Below are 21,114 nucleotides of genomic sequence, written 5' to 3' on the forward strand. Positions count from 1 at the left end.
GAAATCATTCTTTTTCGGGCGTTTTTTTGATATAGCGTCTGTATAAATATTCAAGTGCATAGCCAAGCAGCGTCCCGGCAAGAAGAGAAATTCCTAAGAGACTATTTGCTGCTCCTTTAAATCCACCGACAATCAGCAAGCAATACACAATTTGAATCATTGAAACGATCGATATGATGAGTAGTAATCTTTCAGGGTGATTGCGTGATTTAGAAATATATCGAAGAAAAGCGAACGCAATTGCTGTGATAAACATGAGCCCAACCGTTAAAAACGCAAAAAAGTCTAATCCAGACATATCACCGCTCCTTTCTCATTATGTAGAAATCCCCCTCTCCATATCGGGAGGGGGACATTCTTGTTTTAGTAAACAGATGTCTGCTCGTCAATGCCTTCAAGGATTTGTTTTATTCGTTGAAGGAATCTGCCGCATACAAGACCATCAAGTACTCTGTGATCTAATGAAAGACAAAGGTTGACCATGTCTCTTGCTGCAATCATGCCGTTTACAATCATTGGACGCTTCACGATCGATTCTACTTGTAAAATCGCCGCTTGCGGGTAATTAATGATTCCCATGGATTGTATAGAACCAAATGATCCCGTGTTGTTTACAGTAAAGGTGCCGCCTTCCATGTCACTTTGATTCAGCGTTCCTTGTCTCACCTTGGAAGCAAGCTCATGAATTTCTTTGGCGATGCCCTTAATCGTTTTTTCATCCGCATCCTTAATGACTGGAACAAAAAGAGCGTCATCAGTCGCAACAGCAATCGAGACATTGATTGCTTTCTTTTGCACAATTTTATCTCCAGCCCACATGCTGTTCATTTCTGGGAATTCCTTTAAGCCCTGAGCCACTGCTTTGACAAAGAACGCAAAGAACGTCAAATTAAAGCCTTCTTTTGCTTTAAATTGGTCCTTGAGCTGATTTCTTCTTGTCACAAGGTTTGTCACATCGACTTCCATCATTGTCCATGCGTGCGGAATTTCATGTTTGCTTCTCAGCATATTTGCCGCAATCGCCTGCCTAATTGGCGTGATTGGCAGTTCAACATCACCAGGCATTGTAGAGACGGAAGGCGCCGCTTTTGGTTTTGATGGCTGCGCAGGCTCCGGCTTTACCGCCTGTTCATTAACAGGTGCTGCCTTCTCTTGTACGCCGCCGTTTTCAATGAGCTGAAGTAAATCTTTTCTTGTGATTCGTCCGCCTGCTCCAGTTCCTTGAACAGCCGCTAAATCAATGCTGTGCTCATCTGCTAAACGAAGGACTGCTGGAGAGTAGCGTTTCTTTTGACTTTGATTCTCTTTTGTTTGATCTGCTTCAGGTGCTTCACTTTGCTCAGGTGCTGCTTCTTCTTTCGCACTCTGCTGCGAGCTGCCCTCTACTTCAATTTCACAGAACACTTCTCCTACTTGCAGCGTATCGCCTTCTTCAGCCGATAGCTTTGTAATCGTTCCTGTAAAAGATGACGGGACTTCTGCGTTCACTTTATCCGTCATGACTTCCGCAATCGGATCGTATTTATTCACATGATCGCCAGGTGAAACGAGCCATTTGCTAATGGTTCCTTCTGTTACACTTTCACCTAGCTGAGGCATTTTCATTTGTTCAATTGCCACTTGAAACCCTCCTCTTTCTTAAAACGCCGCTAGCTCTCTCATTTCAGCTTCTACCTTATCTGGATTGACCATGAAGAATTTTTCCATTGGCGGCGCATAAGGCATTGCCGGGATTTCTGGTCCGGCTAGACGTTTGATTGGTGCGTCTAAATCAAATAAGCAATGCTCTGATATGATCGCCGCTACCTCACTCATGATGCTGCCCTCTTTTGTATCTTCCGTTAGAAGAAGCACTTTGCCTGTTTTTGATGCCGCTTCAATAATGGCTTCCTGATCGAGCGGATACACTGTTCTCAAATCGAGAATATGCGCAGAAATGCCGTCTTTCGCAAGGCGGTCTGCTGCTTGCAGCGCAAAATGGACACAGAGGCCATATGTAATGACCGTGATATCATCGCCTTCACGTTTCACATCTGCTTTTCCAATAGGGAGTGTGTAATCCTCCTCAGGTACTTCTCCTTTGATGAGACGGTAGGCACGTTTGTGTTCAAAGAACAATACAGGATCTGGATCACGCACCGCAGCCTTTAAAAGACCTTTTACATCATAAGGTGTAGAAGGCATGACAATCTTCAAACCAGGCTGATTGGCAAAAATCGCTTCAACCGATTGTGAATGATAAAGCGCCCCGTGTACACCGCCCCCGTAAGGTGCGCGGATGACCATTGGACAGCTCCAATCGTTATTTGAGCGGTATCTGATTTTCGCAGCCTCTGAAATGATTTGGTTGATTGCAGGCATAATGAAATCCGCAAATTGCATCTCCGCAATTGGGCGCATTCCATACATCGCTGCCCCAATACCTACACCAGCAATGGCTGATTCTGCAAGAGGTGTATCCATGACGCGCGCCTCTCCGAATTGCTCATAAAGACCCGCTGTCGCTTTAAATACGCCGCCCTTTTTCCCGACATCCTCTCCGAGCACAAACACTTTTGGATCTCGTTCCATTTCTTCTTTCATCGCCAGTGTAATGGCGTCTATATATGACATAACAGGCATTTTTCTTCCCCCTTACTCCGCATACACGTAACGAAGTGCGCTTTCTGCATCAGCATAAGCAGCGTTTTCCGCTTCATCAGTCGCTTCGTTTACGATTTGCATGATTTCTTTTGTCATCTCTTCTTTCATTTCAGAAGTCATGACGTTTCCTTCGATTAAATACGTTTCATATTGGATGAGCGGATCTTTCTTTCTCGCTTCGAGCACTTCTTCTTTTTCTCGATAGCTTGAATCATCATCATCACTTGAATGCGCAGTTAAACGGTAAGAGATCGTTTCAATCAACGTTGGCCCTTCGCCTCTTGCCGCACGGTCTCTCGCTTCTTTGACAGCGGCATATACTTCAAGCGGATCATTGCCATCAACGGTTACACCAGGCATTCCGTACCCAATTGCACGATCTGAAATGCGTTCACATGCCACTTGTTTGTCATACGGCACGGAAATCGCGTACTTATTGTTTTCACACATGAAAATAACAGGCAGCTTATGCACAGCAGCGAAGTTAGCGCCTTCGTGGAAATCACCTTGGTTTGAAGAGCCCTCACCGAACGTGACAAAGCTGACAAAGTTTTTCTGCTCCAGACGTCCAGCAAGTGCAATCCCCACTGCATGAGGAACCTGCGTTGTGACAGGTGAAGATCCCGTCACAATTCGATTTGATTTTTGTCCAAAATGACCTGGCATCTGTCTTCCGCCCGAGTTTGGATCGTCTTGTTTTGCGAAACCAGACATCATTAAATCTTTGGCTGTCATCCCAAATGCGAGGACAACCCCCATATCACGGTAGTAAGGTAAGACGTAATCCTCTTCTCTATTGAGAGCAAAAGCAGCACCGACTTGCTGCGCTTCCTGCCCTTGACAAGAAATCACGAATGGAATTTTACCAGAACGGTTTAAAAGCCACATCCGTTCATCAATTTTCCTTGCTAGAAGCATTGTTCTATATATATCAATTGCTTGTTCATCTGATAATCCTAATTCCTGATGACGCATGTTACTCATCCTATTTCCCTCCTTGATTAAAAATGGATCGCCTTCCCGTCAACAGCAAGAGCTGCCTCACCAATCGCCTCTGATAAGGTTGGATGCGGGTGGATCGTTTGCCCCACTTCCCACGGCGTTGCATCAAGTACTTTGGCTAATCCAGCTTCAGATATCATATCTGTTACATGAGGACCAATCATATGAATCCCTAAAATATCATCTGTCTTTTGATCGGCAATGATTTTGACGAATCCATCAGATTCCCCGTACACAAGCGCTTTACCGATCGCCATAAATGGAAATTTTCCCATTTTCACTTCGAAGCCTTGCTCTTTTGCCGCCTGTTCAGTGAGTCCAACACTAGCGGTTTCTGGGTGAGAGTAGACACATTTAGATACGAGCGTTTCATCGAGCGGCTTTGGATCTTTCCCAGCCATATGTTCCACAGCAATCATGCCTTCGTGTGAAGCCACATGTGCCAGCTGAAGCCCGCCAATGACATCTCCTATTGCGTAAATATGCGATTCTTTCGTTTGATAATGTTCATTCACGACAATGCCTTGTTTTTCTGTTTGGATGTCCGTGTTTTCAAGACCAATGCCTTCAATATTTGGTACTCTGCCGACTGAAAGAAGAAGTTTTTCCGCTTCAAACGTCTGAATGTCTCCATCCTTTTCTGCTTGAATCGTCACAAGATTCTCCTGCTTTTTGACGGTATCTGGCAGTACTTTCGCATTTTTCACAAAGGTGATGCCTTTTTTAGATAAAAGCTTTTCCATTTCTTTAGAAATGTCATGATCCTCAGTTGGCAATATGCGATCTGCAAATTCAATCACAGTCACCTTCACACCAAAATCATTGAGCATGGAAGCCCACTCAATTCCGATCACCCCGCCGCCGACAATGAGCATTGACTGCGGAAGCTCTGGCAGTTCAAGTGCATCATCTGATGAAAGAATGTGCGTCCCATCTGCTTCAAGCCCAGGCAGCACCCGCGGTCTTGAACCTGTCGCAATAATGACCTGCTTTGGAATGAGCATTTCATTTTCATCTCCATTTGCCATTTCTACGGAGATGGTTCCTGGCATTGGCGAAAAGATAGATGGACCAAGGATACGGCCAATCCCTTCATAGACATCAATTTTTCCTTGTTTCATTAAGTGTTTGACGCCGCCTGCTAGTTTCTCTACAATCTCTGTTTTTCTTTTCTGCACATTGGCAAATTGCAAGGCAATGCCGTTTGCCTCAACGCCAAAATCAGCAGCACGTTTGACGGTTTGATAGACTTCTGCACTTCTAAGCAGCGCTTTAGACGGAATGCATCCTTTATGCAGACATGTTCCGCCAAGCTTTTCTTTTTCTACAACTGCTGTTTTCAATCCAAGCTGTGAGGCACGGATGGCCGCTACATAGCCGCCTGTGCCTCCACCAAGAATGACGAGGTCATATTCAGTTGCCATGACTTGTCACTCCTTTCTTCATTCGTTGATCATTTGGGTATTCTTTCGGTGATTCTTCTTCTTTTAAAATACGAAGTGCACCTTCTGCTAAGGATTGCAGTTCATTTTCGCCTGGATACACGACAACATCTGAAATCCAGTCAATGTATCCTCTAATACTTGATGTAATTTGTTTGCTGTACGCAAGTCCGCCTGTTAACACAATGACGTCAACTGCTCCTTTTAAGACAGCACTAGCCGCACCGATTTCCTTGGCAATTTGATAGCACATCGCTTCATAAATCAGTGCCGCCCGTTCATCGCCTGCTTCAATCATGCGCTCCACTTTCACAGCATCTGTCGTACCAAGGTAGCCCGCAAGTCCGCCTTCACCAATAATGCGTTTCAGCATTTCCTCTTGGCTATACTCACCAGAAAAGCAAAGATTGACGAGGTCACCTGTTGGCAGGGTCCCCGCTCGCTCCGGGCTGAAAGGTCCTTCGCCATGCAGTCCGTTATTGACATCAATGACTTTTCCTTTTTCATGTACACCAATGGTGATGCCGCCGCCCATATGCGTAATAATCATGTTCAAATCTTCGTAACGCTTCCCAAAGGATGCAGCCGTTTTTCTTGCGACTGCTTTTTGATTTAATGCATGGAAGATGCTTTTTCTTTCAATCGTTGGCAGCCCTGAAATACGAGCAATTGGTTTTAGTTCATCCACCACAACTGGATCGACAATAAAAGCTGGGATGTTCAGGCCAAGTGCAATTTCTCGTGCAATGATACCGCCCAGATTTGATGCATGCTGGCCGGCATATCCTTCTTTCAGGTCTTCCACCATTTGCTCATTGACTTCATATGTGCCTCCTTCGATAGGCCGGAGAAGGCCACCGCGTGCGCACACTGCATCAAACTTTGAGATGTTCATCCCTTGTTCATGCAGCGTTTTCAGGATTGTTTCTTTACGAAATGAAAATTGATCAATGATATGTGGGAATTGCTTTAATTCCTCATCTGTATGTCTGAGTGTCGTTTCAAAAATAGATCGTTCATTGTGAAACACACCGATTTTTGTTGAAGTAGAGCCAGGATTAATTGTGAGAATACGCCATTCTTTTGTCAGCAAAAACAAAACCTCCGTTTCAACTCATTCTTCAAATTAGCGACGACTTAAAATATGTTGACCATTTTGCAGGAATTGGCTTCTTGATTTGCGCATTCTTTCAATTCGCTCCTCTGCCAATCGGTCTGCCGCTTTATAAGTTGGAATGGCATCACGGTTTGAAATTTCAATGACACGTTCAATATTTTGGTAAATACCTTCCACTTTTTTCATCGCACGATCTGCATTATAGCCATAAAGCTCATCAGCAACGTTAATCACGCCGCCTGCATTGATCACATAATCAGGTGCATAGACAATGCCCATTTCATGGATAAGATCGCCGTGATGCGTTTCTCTCAGCTGGTTATTGGCTGCACCTGCGATGACCTTTGCTTTCAACTTAGGAATCGTTACATCGTTAATCGTTGCACCAAGTGCACATGGTGCATAAATATCACATGCTTGATCATAAATATCGTCAGGGTCTACTGCTTTTGCACCAAAGTCTTCTACAGCTCGTTTTATAGAGTCTTTGTTGATATCTGTGACAATCAGCTGTGCGCCTTCTTCGTGCAGGTGTTTACACAGATTGTAGGCCACATTCCCAACACCTTGGACAGCAATTGTTTTTCCTTCTAATGAATCGGTCCCAAATGCAGCTTTGGCAGCAGCTTTCATCCCTTTATATACACCGTAAGCCGTAACAGGAGACGGATTTCCGGAAGAACCAAATGCAGGAGAAATACCTGTCACAAAGTCTGTTTCTTCATGAATAAGATCCATGTCTTCTACCGTTGTACCGACATCCTCCGCTGTGATATAGCGGCCATTCAATCCTTGAATGTAGCGTCCAAACGCACGGAACATTTCTTCATTTTTATCTTTTCTCGGGTCACCGATGATGACTGTTTTCCCGCCGCCAAGATTCAGGCCTGCTGCTGCGTTTTTATAAGTCATCCCTCTTGCTAGACGTAACGCATCTTCGATCGCTGCTTCTTCGTTTTCATACGTCCACATTCTCGTCCCGCCTAGTGCTGGCCCAAGTGTTGTATCATGAATAGCAATAATGGCTTTTAAGCCAGACTGTTCATCCTGACAAAATACAAGCTGCTCATAATCGTATCGTTCCATATATTTAAAAAGTTCCATTGTTTATTCCTCCTATGACTTCCGCTTAATTTGATGTACAGATGGCAAGTGCAATTGAATAAAGCTTACTTTCGGCTGTATCCGACCGGCTTGTTAAGGCAATCGGCGCCTTCGCTCCTGCCACCACAGCTCCCACCTTTGCATGTGCAAAATAGATGAGAGATTTATAAAGAATGTTCCCTGCTTCAATCGTTGGCACAAGCAAAATATCTGCATGACCGGCGACATCACTTGTAATATTTTTATGAGAAGCTGCCGTTTGAGAAATGGCATTGTCTAAAGCAAGAGGTCCATCAATGAGGCAGCCAGAAATTTGACCTCGCCTATTCATTTGTGCCAGACTTGCCGCTGTCAAAGTTGAATCCATTGCCGGGTTCACGACCTCTACCGCAGATAACACTGCCACCTTTGGCATGTCGTTTCCGACAGCTTGTGCTACTTGAACAGCATTGATCGTGATCTCTTTGAGCATATTTAAATCGGGCGCGATGTTCATCGCAGAATCCGTGACATAAATAAAACGATCAAAGCCCGGCACTTCGAATGCCGCGACATGTGATAGGACACTCGCTGTCCGCAGCCCGTACTCTTTATTCAGTACCGCTTTTAAAAGAACGGCTGTCGGGACATGCCCCTTCATCAATATATCTGCATGCTTCTCACTCACTGCCTGCACGGCAATTTTGGCTGATTCTTCAGGAGAATCCGAATGAATAATATCTATCCAGTCCTCATTGATCTCATGCTGTTTCACCAGCTCCTTCAGGTTGCGTTTGTTCCCAACCAGCAGGAAGCGAGCGACCTTTCGTTCAATTGCCATCTTGATGGCATGAAGCACTTCTTCGTCTTCTGCATGAGCCACAGCAGCAGTTTTATTTTGCAGCTGGGCGGCTTTCATAATCAGATCGTCAAGCTTCATATATGTCCACCTTTCCTTATGCTCGGTTCATGGTTTTCATATGCAAGTTCTGTGCCAGCTTGAAATGCAGCGACATAAGGCATTTCGCATGAAATACATGCAATTTTTTGCAGGTAACATGCATTTTATTGCATGCTATCTTTTGCAAGTTGATATTTATCCATTTTATAGTAAAGGTTTCGAATGCTAATCCCTAACGTTTTCGCTGTTTTCGTGCGGTTGAATTGATGCTTTTCAAGGGTTTGTTTAATCAGCTGCGCTTCAAATGCCTCAACAGCATCCGAAAGTGTCTCTCCCTCAAATTGACTGACAGCCAGTTCCTGCTGCTCTTTTTCTTCCTGCTCTTCTGACTCCATGAAGGAAATATGATCTTCATCGATCCATTCTTCTTGCGGGTTCAAAAAGATCATGGCTCGTCCAAGGACATTTTCCAGTTCTCTTACGTTTCCAGGCCAGCTGTAGGATCGAAGTCTATCGAGCGCCCCTTCCGTTAAGCCGCTCACATTTCGTCCATAGTCTAAATTGATCTTCTGGATGAGACGTTTGCTTAAGGAGTCAATATCTTCAAGGCGCTGCCTTAGCGGCGGAATAGAGATCGGATATCTGTTCATGCGATAATATAAGTCCTCTCTGAACTTTCCTTCCGCCATCGCTTTTTCAATATTGACATTTGTTGCGGTGATCACACGTACATCAACAGGGATGGCTTTTGTTCCGCCTACTCTGACAATTTCTTTCTCCTGCATGACGCGTAATAATTTCGCTTGTGTACTTGGCGTCATTTCACCAATTTCATCCAAAAAAATACTGCCGTGATTTGCCTCTTCAAACAGCCCTTTTTTACCGCCGCGCCTTGCACCAGAAAACGCTCCTTCCTCGTAGCCAAAAAGCTCTGACTCTAAAAGGGTTTCCGATAAGGCCGCACAGTTGACTCTTACAAAGCGATTATATTTCCGGTCACTTTCATTGTGTATAGCGTGCGCGAACAGCTCTTTCCCAGTACCTGATTCTCCCCTGAGTAAAATGGTGGCTGGTGTTTTTGCCCCTAGCTTTGCCTGCTCAAGTGCCACAAGCATTTGCTCACTTTCTCCAATAATGTCTTCAAAAGTGTACTTTGCTTCAAGTGTACGGATGAGCTGTCTTGCTTTATTCAATTCATTGGTGAGTGATTGAATTTCTGATACGTCATGAATGACGCCGACACTGCCTTTTAGAATGCCATCAACGATCACTGGCGCTACGTTGACGATCACATCCTTCTTATTTGGTCCGACTTTCATTCTAACGCCTCGAACCGGCCTTCTCGTTTCAAGCACCTTCAAATGCATGCTTTCGCCTTCAGAAATATCCGCACCTGCTGGTTTGCCCACAACCTCTTTGTCTGTTAACCCCGTCATTTTCGTGTAAGCTCGGTTGATTAAAATTCCTTTCCCCTGCTCATCTACGACGGATATCGCTTCATCCGATGATTGAATAATGGCCTCAAGCATTGTCCGCACTTCTTTGAGGTTTGTGACTTCCTCCGCAAGCTCCACCGCATCTGTAATATCTTTGAAGATCGATAAAGCGCCCAGCATTCTTCCTGCGTCATCAATAATTGGCAAACGCGTTGTGACAATTTGTATTTGCTGATTCAGAAATTGTTTTTGATTAAATTCAGGCTCCCTCGATCTTAAAATATCGGGAAGCTTTGTGTTTGGAATGACTTCACGTATGTGACGGCCAATCGCATCTTTTTGCGAACATCCAACCATTTTGGCAGCCGACCGATTAAATAGGACGACTTCTTCATCCATATTAATAAAAATCATGCCATCGTTCGTTGCATTAAAAATGCGGTCATGTTTATAGGTTTGTTCCTTTAATATTTGAATGAGCTGATGCTTTTCTGACATTAATTCTGATATGACGTATGCCATCGAACTCGGAACAATGACAGCATGCTCTCGTTTTTCTTTCATCAGTTCTTTAAGCACAGCTGAACTGCCCGTTGTTTCAATGATGATATCAATGTCATCTTTTATGTATTCTTTCCAATCCGTTGTCGTATCGATTCCATTCTTTTTCGCTTCTACCATCCCCGGTGCCCCAAGATCAAGGTCGGCGATCGCAACGATTTGAATCATATTTGTTTTCAGCAATGTTTCAAGCAATATTGATCCACCGTGTCCTGCACCGACAATCAAGACTCTCTGCATCCCGTTACCCCTTTATATGAAAAAATTTGCACACCATATTTTTCCGTTGCAAAAAATTGCACAACTCTTATATTACCACGTTTTCCTTTCTTGACAAAATATTTTTTGAATTAGACAATGGAAGTAAATGACGTTTAAGGGGACATTTGATGGGGAGAATACTTGCATTAGTGATTATTTTAATACCTGGCGCGCTTGCTGCACTTGGGATTAAGCTGCTGCGTGACACGGTTTTCGGCATCATCATTGCACCATTTCCATTTTTATGGCTGCAAGGAATTGCAGGGTTATTATTTTTAGGAGGAGGTCTTTATGTAGTCGCTGGCTTTATTTTATATAGAGACCGCAAACGCAATAAAGTGACCACCCGCTTTAAGCAGAGATAGACATGAAAAAAGACCCGCTTCTGATAGCAGGTCTTTATTTCATTTCTTCTCTTATTTTGACGGCTCTGTCAGGAAAATCAGTGAAAATTCCATCGACACCTAAGGAAAACATGCTTTTCATCTGCTTTTCACTGTTTACCGTAAACGGCCTGATCACTTGCTGAGCGGCACGGAGAGCCGACACGACTTCTTTTGTCACCCCTGCGCCCTTTATATTCGGATGATAACCTCTTGCAGGTACTGTTTTTAAGTATATCTCCGGCTGATGAATCACATCCATTGTGAGAACAGCAAGCTCAACATGCGGCATCAGCTTGTGAAAAAGAGCTAAACTCCCATGATGAAACGATGAGACAAGTACACGATCTTCTATTTGAAAGTGTTCAATTTGCTCCTTTACTTTCTCTTCAATACCAGGATATCGATAAATGGAATTTTTCAGTTCAATATTGATGATGAGTGATGATTGCTGCGTCACTAGCTCCAATACTTCCTCTAAAAGAGGAATGGATACAGCACCGGTTTCTTCATAGAAAGAATGACTCGCATCTCCTGCTTTTAACTCTTCATATGTATGGTCTTTCACTAAGCCCTTCATATTCGTTGTTCTGTTCAGCTTCTCATCGTGAATGACAGCAAGCTTGCCATCTTTCGTCAGCTGAACATCGAGCTCAATTCCGTCAGCTCCAGAATGGAGTGCATGCTCAAAGGCTATCATGGTATTTTCAGGGTAGATTCCTTTAAAACCTCTGTGTGCAAAAATTTTCGTCATAGGTCACCTCTAAGTATGATGCTTCCTTTCATTATGACGTGTCTCTTTTCGTTTTTCCAGTTTGAGCACATAAAAAAACCTCTTCTGATTAGTACGAAGAGGCTCACAGGTAAATTCGATCACGTAATCGCTCTGATGGCTTGCTCTGTCGTCTCTGCGTCAAGAGCAAAAAGGGAAGAAACAACTGCGACTGCTGTAACGACGGTTACACCTAACAACAACTTTTTCATAAGATAACCTCCACTTTCTTTTGAAGTATTTGTGCATCGAATTTCTTTTCAAGAAAACGAATGGCATTTTGATAGTCATTTCGTTCCTTGAAGTATTTCGATATTTGTTCAGACAAATCCTCAAGCTCCACATATAATCTATTTTTTTCTATGTAGTCTAATTTTTCAGAGAATACGTCTGCTGCTCCACTATTTTCGCACATCAAATCCAAAATTTCAAATTTTACTATATATTCATTATTTTGGATATCGCAGCTATACTGAATACCCTCTTTAATATATTCCTTCGCCTCTTGATCTCCTAGATGAACCAAGGCATTTGCCAGAACATATAAAGATTGGATGTAATAATGGCTATTGTCACGGTGAATTTGAATGCCCATCCCTTTTTTGGCATATTGTGCGCTTTTTTCATAATCAGGCTTCGCATAATAAAGAACGGCTAAATTGTGATAGCATTTCCCAATCAGCACTTCATTGTTAATGCGTTTACTTTTCTCAAGTGCTTCTTGGTATTTTTCTTCTGCTTCTTCAAATTGAAACAAATCAATACAATTACTTGCATGTAAAATCAAACTGTCAATCGCCTGCGCTGTATACTCTTCATGCGCTTTGAACGTATCGATGGCTTTTTTAATATGATTAATGGATATGAAATTTTGTTTCAGTTCGTAATAGATTGAAGCAACCTTATGGTGAAAAGTTCCTACTTCCAGGTCTTCATTCACACGTTTTAGGCGCTGTTCTGCAATTTTGTAAAAACTGATGGCTTCATCATACTTTTTCACATATGCAGCATATTGGCCTTTGTAAAAGTAAAAATAAAAATTAATAATGTCATCTGCTTTCTCATCGAGCGTTCCGACACTCTTCATAATGTGATTGGCTTTTTCAATATTTCCAAGTAACATTTCATGTCTGCCATTAACAAGCTGATAATAAAGGAGAACTTCACGGTCTTCATCTGTATTTTTTAGCAAATTCTGAATTTTCTCTTTATAGACAGCAGATTTTTCTAGGTCATTCTGAGAAATGACCCTCGTCCACTTGCTAATTTCGTTCGCTACCTCAGCAGAGTGGATTTTCAGCTTTCCCATAACCTCACCCTCTTCTTCTCATTATTATAGCATAGTAAAAGAATGTGAAAATTATTAAATTCGACAATGGGAATATTCAGTTCAAATGGCACAATCTCTAAGAAGCCAGTGACTTTAAAACGCCAACCAATCAGGCCAATAGAAATAGAACTTTCGATCTCATTTGCTTTATTTACCAAATCCATCAGACCTTTTCCTCTCATCCTTTTCCTTACGAATGAGCTTTTTCTTCTTCTATTTGAAGACCAAACAATTGATTGGCGTAGCTGATTACCACTAATTTATGACATACCCATTTCTTTCATGCTTTATTTTTCATTTTATTCCGAAAATAAAGCAAGCCGAGTTGTCCAAATTAAAACAATAAGATGATTGTATCAATACAACCAATTTTTAACAATATTTTTCGAAATAAAAAAACGCCTCTTTGCAGAAACGTTTTTTTAAGAAAATGAACTAGCTAGCTCTATGCTCTAAGCGCAGACGATCAGCCACCATAGCAATAAATTCAGAATTGGTTGGTTTCGCTTTAGACATGCTGACTGTATAACCAAAGAGTGAGGAAATGGAATCGATGTTTCCTCTGCTCCAAGCAACTTCAATCGCATGACGAATCGCTCGTTCTACCCTGCTGGCAGTCGTGTTAAATTTCTTCGCGATGTCTGGGTACAACACTTTTGTGATGCTTCCGAGAAGCTCAATGTCATTGTACACCATCGAAATCGCTTCTCTTAAGTATAAATACCCTTTAATATGAGCGGGTACGCCAATCTCATGAATAATCGTCGTAATGCTCGCATCTAAGTTTTTACGTTTCGGTTCAGGTTTGTTCCGAAGGACACTGTTTTGGATAGATGAAGATCGATGTGTGACATGTGTGCCGTTTCCACTGACTTGACGAATATGACCGACTAGGTTTTCCATATCAAATGGCTTTAAGATGAAATAGGATGCGCCCAAATCAACTGCTTTTTTCGTGACATCTTCTTGTCCAAACGCCGTTAGCATAATCACACTTGGCTGTTTGGTCATGTCATTGTTTTCACGGAGGCGTTCCAGTACAGCAAGACCGTCTAAATGAGGCATGATAATATCTAAGAGGAGAACGTCGGGCTCTTTATCTTTAAATAATGTCAGACATTCCTGACCATTATACGCCACGCCAAGTACTTCCATATCTTCCTGTCCCTCAATATACTCTGTCAAAAGGCCAACAAGCTCTCGATTGTCATCAGCTACACACACTTTAATTTTCTCCACGTTCTTTCCTCCCCAATGTCGATTCCTTTAGTCTTTTGCATTTCTCTTCTGAGTGTTCAATTCGACAAAACCATGCTATCCCCTTTAAAAAACTTTAATTTTCCGAATAATAGAGCATTATCTAGCTTTTTCTACGTTTTTCTTAACGAATCGACGATTATTGCAATTTGACAACACACTATTTTCCATTTTGTCGAAAAATCTCTTTTTCCTTATTTTATAACATGATGGCAGAGAAAGAAAGGGGAGAAAAAAACTGCCGGGAGATTCGCGGCAGTTTGATGATCAGCTTGCTTTTTTGTTTTTTTGATAAAGATCGATTCCTGCTTCTGACAGCATCCATTCAATGTGTACGCCGTACCCGCTTGTCGGATCATTGACAAATACGTGTGTGACCGCTCCAATGACCTTTCCGTTTTGGATGATGGGGCTTCCGCTCATGCCTTGGACGATACCGCCCGTTTTACTTAAAAGACGTTCATCTGTTATCTTCAATACCATCCCTTTTGTTGCCGGGAATTTCTGCGGTGTCGTGCTGACGATTTTAATATCAAACTTCTCCACTTTATCATGATCCACAACGGTTAAAATTTCTGCTGGACCTTCTTTTACTTCATTTGATAAAGCGACTGGAAGCGGTTTGTCTGATACATGATTTTCAAGCTTTTCGGTTAACGTACCAAAGATACCAAATGGGCTGTTGCGGGAGATATCCCCTATCGTTTTTCGTTCGGAAGAGAATCTCGCCAATTTTTCTCCAGGGTTGCCTCCTGTGCCTTTTTCAATTGATGTCACGGTTGATCTGACAATTTCACCATTGTTGACAACGATTGGTTTTTTTGTATCCATGTCAGAAATCACATGCCCAAGGGCACCATATTTTTTAGAAGATGGTTCAAAGAAGGTCATCGTGCCGATTCCTGCTGCGGAATCTCGAATGTAAAGACCAATTCGATAGGTGCCTTCACTTGCATCTTTTGCGGGTGTTAATGTTGTTTGAAAGGTTTTATGGTCTCTTTTTATGAGTAAACGAAGCGTTTCACCTGTTTTTCCTGCTTTCTGGATAAATGGGGTGAGGTCATTCATTTTCTCCATCTTTTGACCATTGATTTCAATGATCATATCCCCTGATTGAATGCCTGCGGCTTCGCCTGGTGATTTTTTGCCGTCTGCTGTTGTGATTTGATGAAAACCTACAACGAGAACTCCTACAGAGTGGAGCTTGACGCCAATGGATTGTCCTCCAGGAACGACTTTTAATTCAGGGAGAACGTCGACTTTTGTTTTCTTAATAGGAAATCCTTTAAAATCATAAACAATTTCGGCTTTTCCCGCCTTTTGTCCTGTCACTTCAAGCTGATTCTTTTTCTCTGAAAGACTAAAGGCTTGTGAAGAAGCATTGGCTGACGCTTCTATTGATGTGTCAATTGAGTGCTTCTGTTTTTCAAATACAGCAACATTTGTTGGAATGCTGATGTATTCCTTCACTATGCTCATAAACCCTGTACTTATTAAAGAAACAAGGAGAATCACACCAATGGCTTTTCTCATCTTTTCGGGCATTCATTTTTCACTCTCCTCGCTCCTTACCCACACCAGAACACTCATGTTTTGGCTACATCTTTACTTTTGCCTTCTTCGCTAGGATTTATAACCGGCACCTATAGAAAATGATTGGATAAATTGATAAAAGAAAAAGACGATTTCACGGGTATATACAGCGATTTTGACACAATATAAAAAAGGCAGCTGATTTTTCAGCTACCCTGTTGTTTTGACATCATTTGCTTGATGAAGCAATTCTTTTGCGTGCTGTTTTGTCAGCTCAGTGACTTCCACACCCGCAATCATCCTGCCAATTTCACTCACTTTTTCTTCATGACTTAATGGTTTGACGCTTGTCAGTGTTCTGCCGGCTTTAGAGCGTTTAGAAATGAAGAGATGCGTGTCAGCCATTGCTGCTACTTGCGGGAGGTGCGTAATGCAGAGCACTTGTGAGCCAGCCGCCACTTTGTAAATTTTTTCGGCAATCGCCTGTGCCACTCTGCCGCTTACGCCCGTATCCACCTCATCGAAAATAATGGACGTGACTTCTTGTTTGGCTGAGAAAATACTTTTCACGGCGAGCATGACACGTGAAATTTCTCCACCCGAGGCAACTTTTGATAAAGTTTTCATCGGTTCGCCAGGATTAGTAGAGATCACAAATTGAGCTTGGTCGATTCCGTTTTTTCCAAGCTGGACGGGCTTTCCATCTAGCAGCGGATTATCCGTGCTGCTAAAAGGCGCATACCGAATGGAAAAGGATGTATCAAACGTTGACTTCTCCATATACAAATCTTTTAGTTCTGTTTGAATTTGCTTCGCTAGTTTTTTGGCCCATTTTTTACGAAGCTCTGAAACGTTAAGTGCTTCAAGCAGGGCATCACGGCTCATTGCATCCAGTTTGTTTTTAAGCGTCTGCAGGTGGCTGTCTCGATTTTGAATTTGATCTATTTCTTCTTCAATCTTCGCCGCATACTCCAAAATTTCCTCAACCGTTGTCCCATATTTTCGTTTTAACTGCTTCATTTCATTCAGCCTAGATTCAATAAAATCAAGACGTGCTGGGTCGAACTCTAATTGATCCAACATGCTTCGCATTTGGAACGTCGAATCCTCTAATAAGTAATAGGAGTTCGACACTTGTTCGGATAGCTTTTTCAGATCGTCGTTGATCTCAGAAACCTGCTCGAGCTCGCTTGATGACATGCCAACCCAATCAAGTCCTCCCTGCTCATTGCGCAAGGCATTATATGCGTTTTGGAGTGAGGAAAAGATTTTTTCGTAGTTGCTGATCTGATGGCGCTCTTCTTGAAGCTTCTCATCTTCTCCCGGCTCTAATTGTGCCGCTTCAATCTCCTCTAGCTGAAATTGCAGTAAATCTAACCGGTGCACCATCTCTTGCTCATTCTCAGAGAGCTGTTTGAGCTTTTGGGCTGTCTTTGTATATTGCTCATATGCTTCTTGATATTGTGACAAAGCAGGTGCAATTTCTTCTGCTCCAAATTGATCGAGCAAATGCAGATGATTTTCATCCTCCATCAATAACTGGTTATCGTGCTGCCCATGTATATCGAGCAAAAGGCGTCCTACCTCGCGTAAAAGTGAGATCGTGACAAGCTTGCCATTGATGCGGCAGATGCTTTTTCCGTTATTGTTAATATCACGGCGAAGAATCATCATTTCATCCGATGCGTCAATTCCCTGCTCTTCGCATAAAGCAAATACAGGGTGATCGGCTGGCACAAGAAAAAGCCCCTCCAACTCTGCCTTTTTTTCACCATAACGAACAAATTCAGACGACCCTCTCCCTCCTACAAGAAGTGAGACTGCGTCAATCATGATGGATTTTCCAGCACCTGTTTCCCCTGTTAGGACTGTGAGTCCTTTTTCAAATGAAACCGTTAACTCTTCAATGATTGCAAAGTTTTTAATGGTTAGTTCTGCTAACACTCATTTGACACCTCTTTTTGTAAACCTGATTCTTTATAGAAGCTCTAAAATTTTGCTCGAAACTGTCTCCGTATCATCTGGTGTGCGGCAAATGATCAAAATGGTATCATCTCCGCAAATGGTTCCCATAATTTCTTCCCAATCTAAATTATCCATTAAAGCCCCAATGGCCTGAGCATTACCGGGCATGGTTTTGAGGACGATTAAATGACTGGCAGCATCCATTTTGATAAATGCATCCATTAAGGATCGCTTCAGTTTAGACAGCGGGTTAAACCGCTGATCCGCAGGAAGACTGTATTTATATGTTCCATTGTTCGTTGGCACTTTCACTAAATGCAATTCTTTAATATCTCTTGAAACGGTCGCTTGTGTGATGTTATATCCATCGGCTTTTAAAATATCGACTAGTTCATCCTGTGTTTCAATCTCTTGGCTCGCAATGATTTCTCTAATCTTAATATGCCTTTGACCTTTATTCATGTTTGACCCCCCTAGGCGTTTGATCTCAGTTTGTCTTTACGTTCTATGTTATATGAACCACTGTTCAAAAAACAAGCATTACGTGAGAAACGATGAATTCTCGTCTTTTGACCATGTAAAAAGGAATAATAGCGAGCTATTATTCCTTTTGTTTCGATGATCTCATGTGTCAGCCGGCTCAGGGCTGTTTTTCTTTTCTTTCAATACCGAATGGGCTTCCTTGACGACCTTTTCAAGCTCTGAAGCCGGAAGTGCCGCATTCTCTTCTTGATCGGAATGAAGCACTAAATGAAGAAGGAACTCAATATTCCCGTCTCCACCAGTAATAGGCGAAAATGATACATCCTTTACATCATAGCCTTCTTTTGCAGCAAACTGATTCATCTCTTCCAGTACACCGAGGTGGACGGACGGATCTCGCACAATGCCTTTTTTCCCAACAAGCTCTCTGCCTGCTTCAAATTGAGGCTTGACGAGTGCAATACAGTCTCCGCCTGGGACAAGAATGTGCTTTAAAGCCGGCAGGATGAGTTTAAGTGAAATAAAAGAGACATCAATTGATGCTACTTCTGGCAACCCTTCAGTAAAATCTGCTGGGACGGAGTGACGGAAATTGGTGCGCTCCATGACGATTACCCTGTCATCCTGCCTTAATTTCCACGCAAGCTGATTGTAGCCAACATCAACAGCATATGATTTGACCGCTCCATTTTGAAGAGCACAATCTGTAAATCCGCCTGTTGATGAACCAATATCGATTAGCAATTTCCCTTCAACGGTTAAGTCGAATTCTTTGAGCGCTTTTTCGAGCTTTAACCCGCCGCGGCTCACATATTTCAGAGGGTTCCCCTTCACAGTGAGCGGAGTATCACGAGCGATTTTCTCTCCTGGTTTATCCAAACGGTTTTCATTTGAGTAAACGATCCCTGCCATGATGGCACGCTTTGCTTTCTCTCTCGTTTCCATTAGTCCTTGTTCGACTAATAAAACGTCAAGTCGTTCTTTCTTTGATGTCATGATCCAATTCCTTTTCTTGGTGCTGCGGGAAGCAGGTCACGTAAAGAGTCAGCAACCTGTGCTTTCGTCAGACCAATTTCTTCAAGCAGGGCATCAACACTTCCATGCTCAATAAATTCATCTGGAATGCCCATACGTTCTACTTTGATATGAGATGCTTTCTTATCGTGTATATATTCTAAGACGCTGCTGCCAAATCCGCCTTGGAGCACAGCTTCTTCAATCGTTAAAATCGGAATACCTTCAGAAAGAATGTCATTTAACATCGCTTCATCAAGAGGCTTAATAAAACGAGCATTGACGACACGAATTGATTTCCCTTCTTTTTGAAGTTCTTCTGCTGCTTGAAGCGCCATTTTAATCGTCGTACCAAATGTTAAAATGACAGCGTCCTTCCCTGGACGAAGAACCTCCCAGGACCCAATCGGAATGGTTTTCAGCTGTTCATCCATTTTCACGCCCAGCCCATTACCGCGCGGGAAACGCATAGCAATAGGACCGTCATCGTACTGAATGGCTGTATTGACCATGTGCTGTCCTTCATTTTCATCTTTTGGCATCATAAGTACCATATTCGGCATATGACGCATAAAGGCAATATCAAACACACCTTGATGGGTTTCTCCATCTGCACCGACAAGTCCCGCACGATCAATGCCAATAAATACGTTGAGGTTCTGACGGCAAATATCGTGCAGCACTTGGTCATAGGCTCTTTGCAGGAACGTTGAATAAATCGCTAAAAATGGCTTCATGTCCTGCGTCGCAAGCCCAGCTGCCATTGTGGCTGCATGCTGTTCGGCAATTCCTACATCAAACATCCGCTCTGGAAATTCCTTCGCAAAGCCTTCAAGCTTTGAACCAACAGGCATCGCAGGCGTGATCGCAACAATCCGCTCATCTTCCCGCGCCAGCTTTCTGACCGTTTCACTGACGAGACCACTCCAAGACGGAGCTGCTGCTGCCGGTTTTACAAAATCACCGGTATCGATTTTGTATGGACCAGTACCGTGCCAAGTCCCGATTTTATCGGATTCTGCCGGTTGATAGCCTTTTCCTTTTTTCGTGATGACATGCAGAAGAACTGGACCTTTTGTTTTCTTTGCATATTCAAGATTTTCAAAAAGATCTTCATACGAATGTCCGTCTACAGGACCTAAGTAAGTAAATCCCATTTCCTCAAAAAACATGCCAGACACAAGTAAATATTTGAGGCTGTCTTTGATACGCTCTGCTGTGGCAGCAAGCTTTCCGCCTACAGCTGGAATGCGCTTGAATAAATATTCGAGCTCGTCCTTTACCCATTGGTATTTGCCTGCTGTACGTAATCTGCCAAGCATTGTATGAATCGCACCAACGTTTGGTGCAATACTCATTTCATTGTCGTTTAATATGACAATCATATCTTTCTTTTCATCACCGATATGATTCAAAGCTTCCAGCGCCATCCCTCCGGTTAGTGCACCGTCTCCGATAATCGGCAGGATATATTCATCTGTCCCTTTAATATCACGCGCTGCTGCCATACCCATCGCACCAGATAACGAGGTTGAACTGTGACCTGTCTCCCAAACGTCATGTTCGCTTTCATTTCGTTTAGGAAAACCGCAAAGCCCTTTATATTGACGAAGTGTATCAAACTCCGACCCTCTTCCCGTTAACAGCTTGTGAACGTAAGACTGATGTCCAACATCCCAGAGGAATTTGTCTTTTGGGCTGTCAAATACTTTATGAAGCGCAACAGTCAGTTCAACGACTCCCAGGTTCGGACCAATATGCCCGCCAGAGTTAGCTAAGGACTCAATTAAAAACATGCGAATGTCAGCGCTAAGCTCCTCTAATTCTGCATTTGACATTCCTTTTAGAAACGTTGGATTTTTTATTGATAAAAGATCCAATTAGGATCAACTCGCTTTCAACAAAATTTCTATATACATCTATAATGCCTT

General features: G+C 42.7%; 19 protein-coding genes. 1 reads left to right on the forward strand and 18 read right to left on the reverse strand.

Going from position 1 to position 21,114, the window contains the following annotated elements:
- Positions 1-4: 4 nt before the first annotated feature.
- From C6Y03_RS09855 to C6Y03_RS09895, 9 genes are all read right to left on the reverse strand, one after another.
- Entirely contained in the window at positions 5-298 is a 294-nt protein-coding gene (locus C6Y03_RS09855; RefSeq protein WP_034661226.1) for a YesK family protein, read from the reverse strand.
- 65 nt (positions 299-363) lie between these two features.
- Positions 364-1,620: a dihydrolipoamide acetyltransferase family protein gene (locus C6Y03_RS09860; protein WP_106039236.1), complete on the reverse strand. Its 1,257-nt coding sequence runs from the start codon at positions 1,618-1,620 to the stop codon at positions 364-366.
- Between the two features lie 18 nt (positions 1,621-1,638).
- Positions 1,639-2,622 (reverse strand): alpha-ketoacid dehydrogenase subunit beta, encoded by a 984-nt coding sequence (locus C6Y03_RS09865; protein ID WP_034661229.1) that lies wholly within the window; start codon positions 2,620-2,622, stop codon positions 1,639-1,641.
- A gap of 12 nt (positions 2,623-2,634) precedes the next feature.
- Entirely contained in the window at positions 2,635-3,627 is a 993-nt protein-coding gene (locus C6Y03_RS09870; RefSeq protein WP_060596813.1) for a thiamine pyrophosphate-dependent dehydrogenase E1 component subunit alpha, read from the reverse strand.
- Positions 3,628-3,644: 17 nt separating this feature from the next.
- Positions 3,645-5,069 (reverse strand): dihydrolipoyl dehydrogenase, encoded by a 1,425-nt coding sequence (lpdA, locus tag C6Y03_RS09875; protein WP_106031016.1) that lies wholly within the window; start codon positions 5,067-5,069, stop codon positions 3,645-3,647.
- Entirely contained in the window at positions 5,059-6,180 is a 1,122-nt protein-coding gene (gene buk, locus C6Y03_RS09880; RefSeq protein ID WP_060596815.1) for a butyrate kinase, read from the reverse strand. Before buk ends, lpdA begins: the two co-directional genes overlap by 11 nt.
- Positions 6,181-6,213: 33 nt before the next feature.
- Positions 6,214-7,308: a branched-chain amino acid dehydrogenase gene (gene bcd / locus C6Y03_RS09885; RefSeq protein ID WP_106039237.1), complete on the reverse strand. Its 1,095-nt coding sequence runs from the start codon at positions 7,306-7,308 to the stop codon at positions 6,214-6,216.
- A gap of 25 nt (positions 7,309-7,333) precedes the next feature.
- Positions 7,334-8,227, reverse strand: coding sequence for a phosphate butyryltransferase (yqiS, locus tag C6Y03_RS09890; RefSeq protein ID WP_034661238.1), 894 nt, complete (start codon positions 8,225-8,227; stop codon positions 7,334-7,336).
- 125 nt (positions 8,228-8,352) lie between these two features.
- On the reverse strand, positions 8,353-10,425 hold the full coding sequence (locus tag C6Y03_RS09895) for a sigma-54 interaction domain-containing protein (protein WP_034661239.1): 2,073 nt from the start codon (positions 10,423-10,425) through the stop codon (positions 8,353-8,355).
- A gap of 149 nt (positions 10,426-10,574) precedes the next feature.
- On the opposite strand from C6Y03_RS09895, the gene C6Y03_RS09900 reads away from it, so the two are divergent.
- The gene (locus C6Y03_RS09900; protein ID WP_034661240.1) at positions 10,575-10,811 is read left to right on the forward strand and encodes a DUF2627 domain-containing protein; all 237 of its coding nucleotides are present in this window, start codon (positions 10,575-10,577) and stop codon (positions 10,809-10,811) included.
- Between the two features lie 34 nt (positions 10,812-10,845).
- On the opposite strand, the gene C6Y03_RS09905 is transcribed toward C6Y03_RS09900, so the two are convergent.
- The 9 genes from C6Y03_RS09905 to dxs all read right to left on the reverse strand — a co-directional run bounded on the left by C6Y03_RS09905 (position 10,846) and on the right by dxs (position 21,063).
- Entirely contained in the window at positions 10,846-11,583 is a 738-nt protein-coding gene (locus tag C6Y03_RS09905; RefSeq protein ID WP_106039238.1) for a glycerophosphodiester phosphodiesterase, read from the reverse strand.
- 226 nt (positions 11,584-11,809) lie between these two features.
- Entirely contained in the window at positions 11,810-12,910 is a 1,101-nt protein-coding gene (locus C6Y03_RS09910; protein WP_066030680.1) for a Rap family tetratricopeptide repeat protein, read from the reverse strand.
- Positions 12,898-13,095, reverse strand: a complete 198-nt coding sequence (locus tag C6Y03_RS09915; protein WP_106039239.1) for a hypothetical protein — start codon at positions 13,093-13,095, stop codon at positions 12,898-12,900. Before C6Y03_RS09915 ends, C6Y03_RS09910 begins: the two co-directional genes overlap by 13 nt.
- Positions 13,096-13,366: 271 nt before the next feature.
- Positions 13,367-14,170 (reverse strand): sporulation transcription factor Spo0A, encoded by an 804-nt coding sequence (spo0A, locus tag C6Y03_RS09920; RefSeq protein WP_106039240.1) that lies wholly within the window; start codon positions 14,168-14,170, stop codon positions 13,367-13,369.
- Between the two features lie 285 nt (positions 14,171-14,455).
- The gene (gene spoIVB / locus C6Y03_RS09925; RefSeq protein WP_034661244.1) at positions 14,456-15,733 is read right to left on the reverse strand and encodes a SpoIVB peptidase; all 1,278 of its coding nucleotides are present in this window, start codon (positions 15,731-15,733) and stop codon (positions 14,456-14,458) included.
- Positions 15,734-15,931: 198 nt separating this feature from the next.
- A complete protein-coding gene (recN, locus tag C6Y03_RS09930) occupies positions 15,932-17,665 on the reverse strand; it encodes a DNA repair protein RecN (RefSeq protein WP_106039241.1) in 1,734 nt (577 codons plus the stop codon).
- Positions 17,666-17,698: 33 nt separating this feature from the next.
- Complete coding sequence (gene ahrC, locus C6Y03_RS09935; protein WP_024422938.1) at positions 17,699-18,148, reverse strand: transcriptional regulator AhrC/ArgR; 450 nt, start codon at positions 18,146-18,148, stop codon at positions 17,699-17,701.
- 162 nt (positions 18,149-18,310) lie between these two features.
- On the reverse strand, positions 18,311-19,165 hold the full coding sequence (locus C6Y03_RS09940) for a TlyA family RNA methyltransferase (RefSeq protein ID WP_060596819.1): 855 nt from the start codon (positions 19,163-19,165) through the stop codon (positions 18,311-18,313).
- Positions 19,162-21,063, reverse strand: a complete 1,902-nt coding sequence (gene dxs, locus C6Y03_RS09945) for a 1-deoxy-D-xylulose-5-phosphate synthase (protein ID WP_106031013.1) — start codon at positions 21,061-21,063, stop codon at positions 19,162-19,164. Before dxs ends, C6Y03_RS09940 begins: the two co-directional genes overlap by 4 nt.
- Positions 21,064-21,114: the final 51 nt, after the last annotated feature.

The organism is Bacillus sp. LNXM65 (assembly GCF_002998575.1).
Classification (GTDB): domain Bacteria; phylum Bacillota; class Bacilli; order Bacillales; family Bacillaceae; genus Bacillus.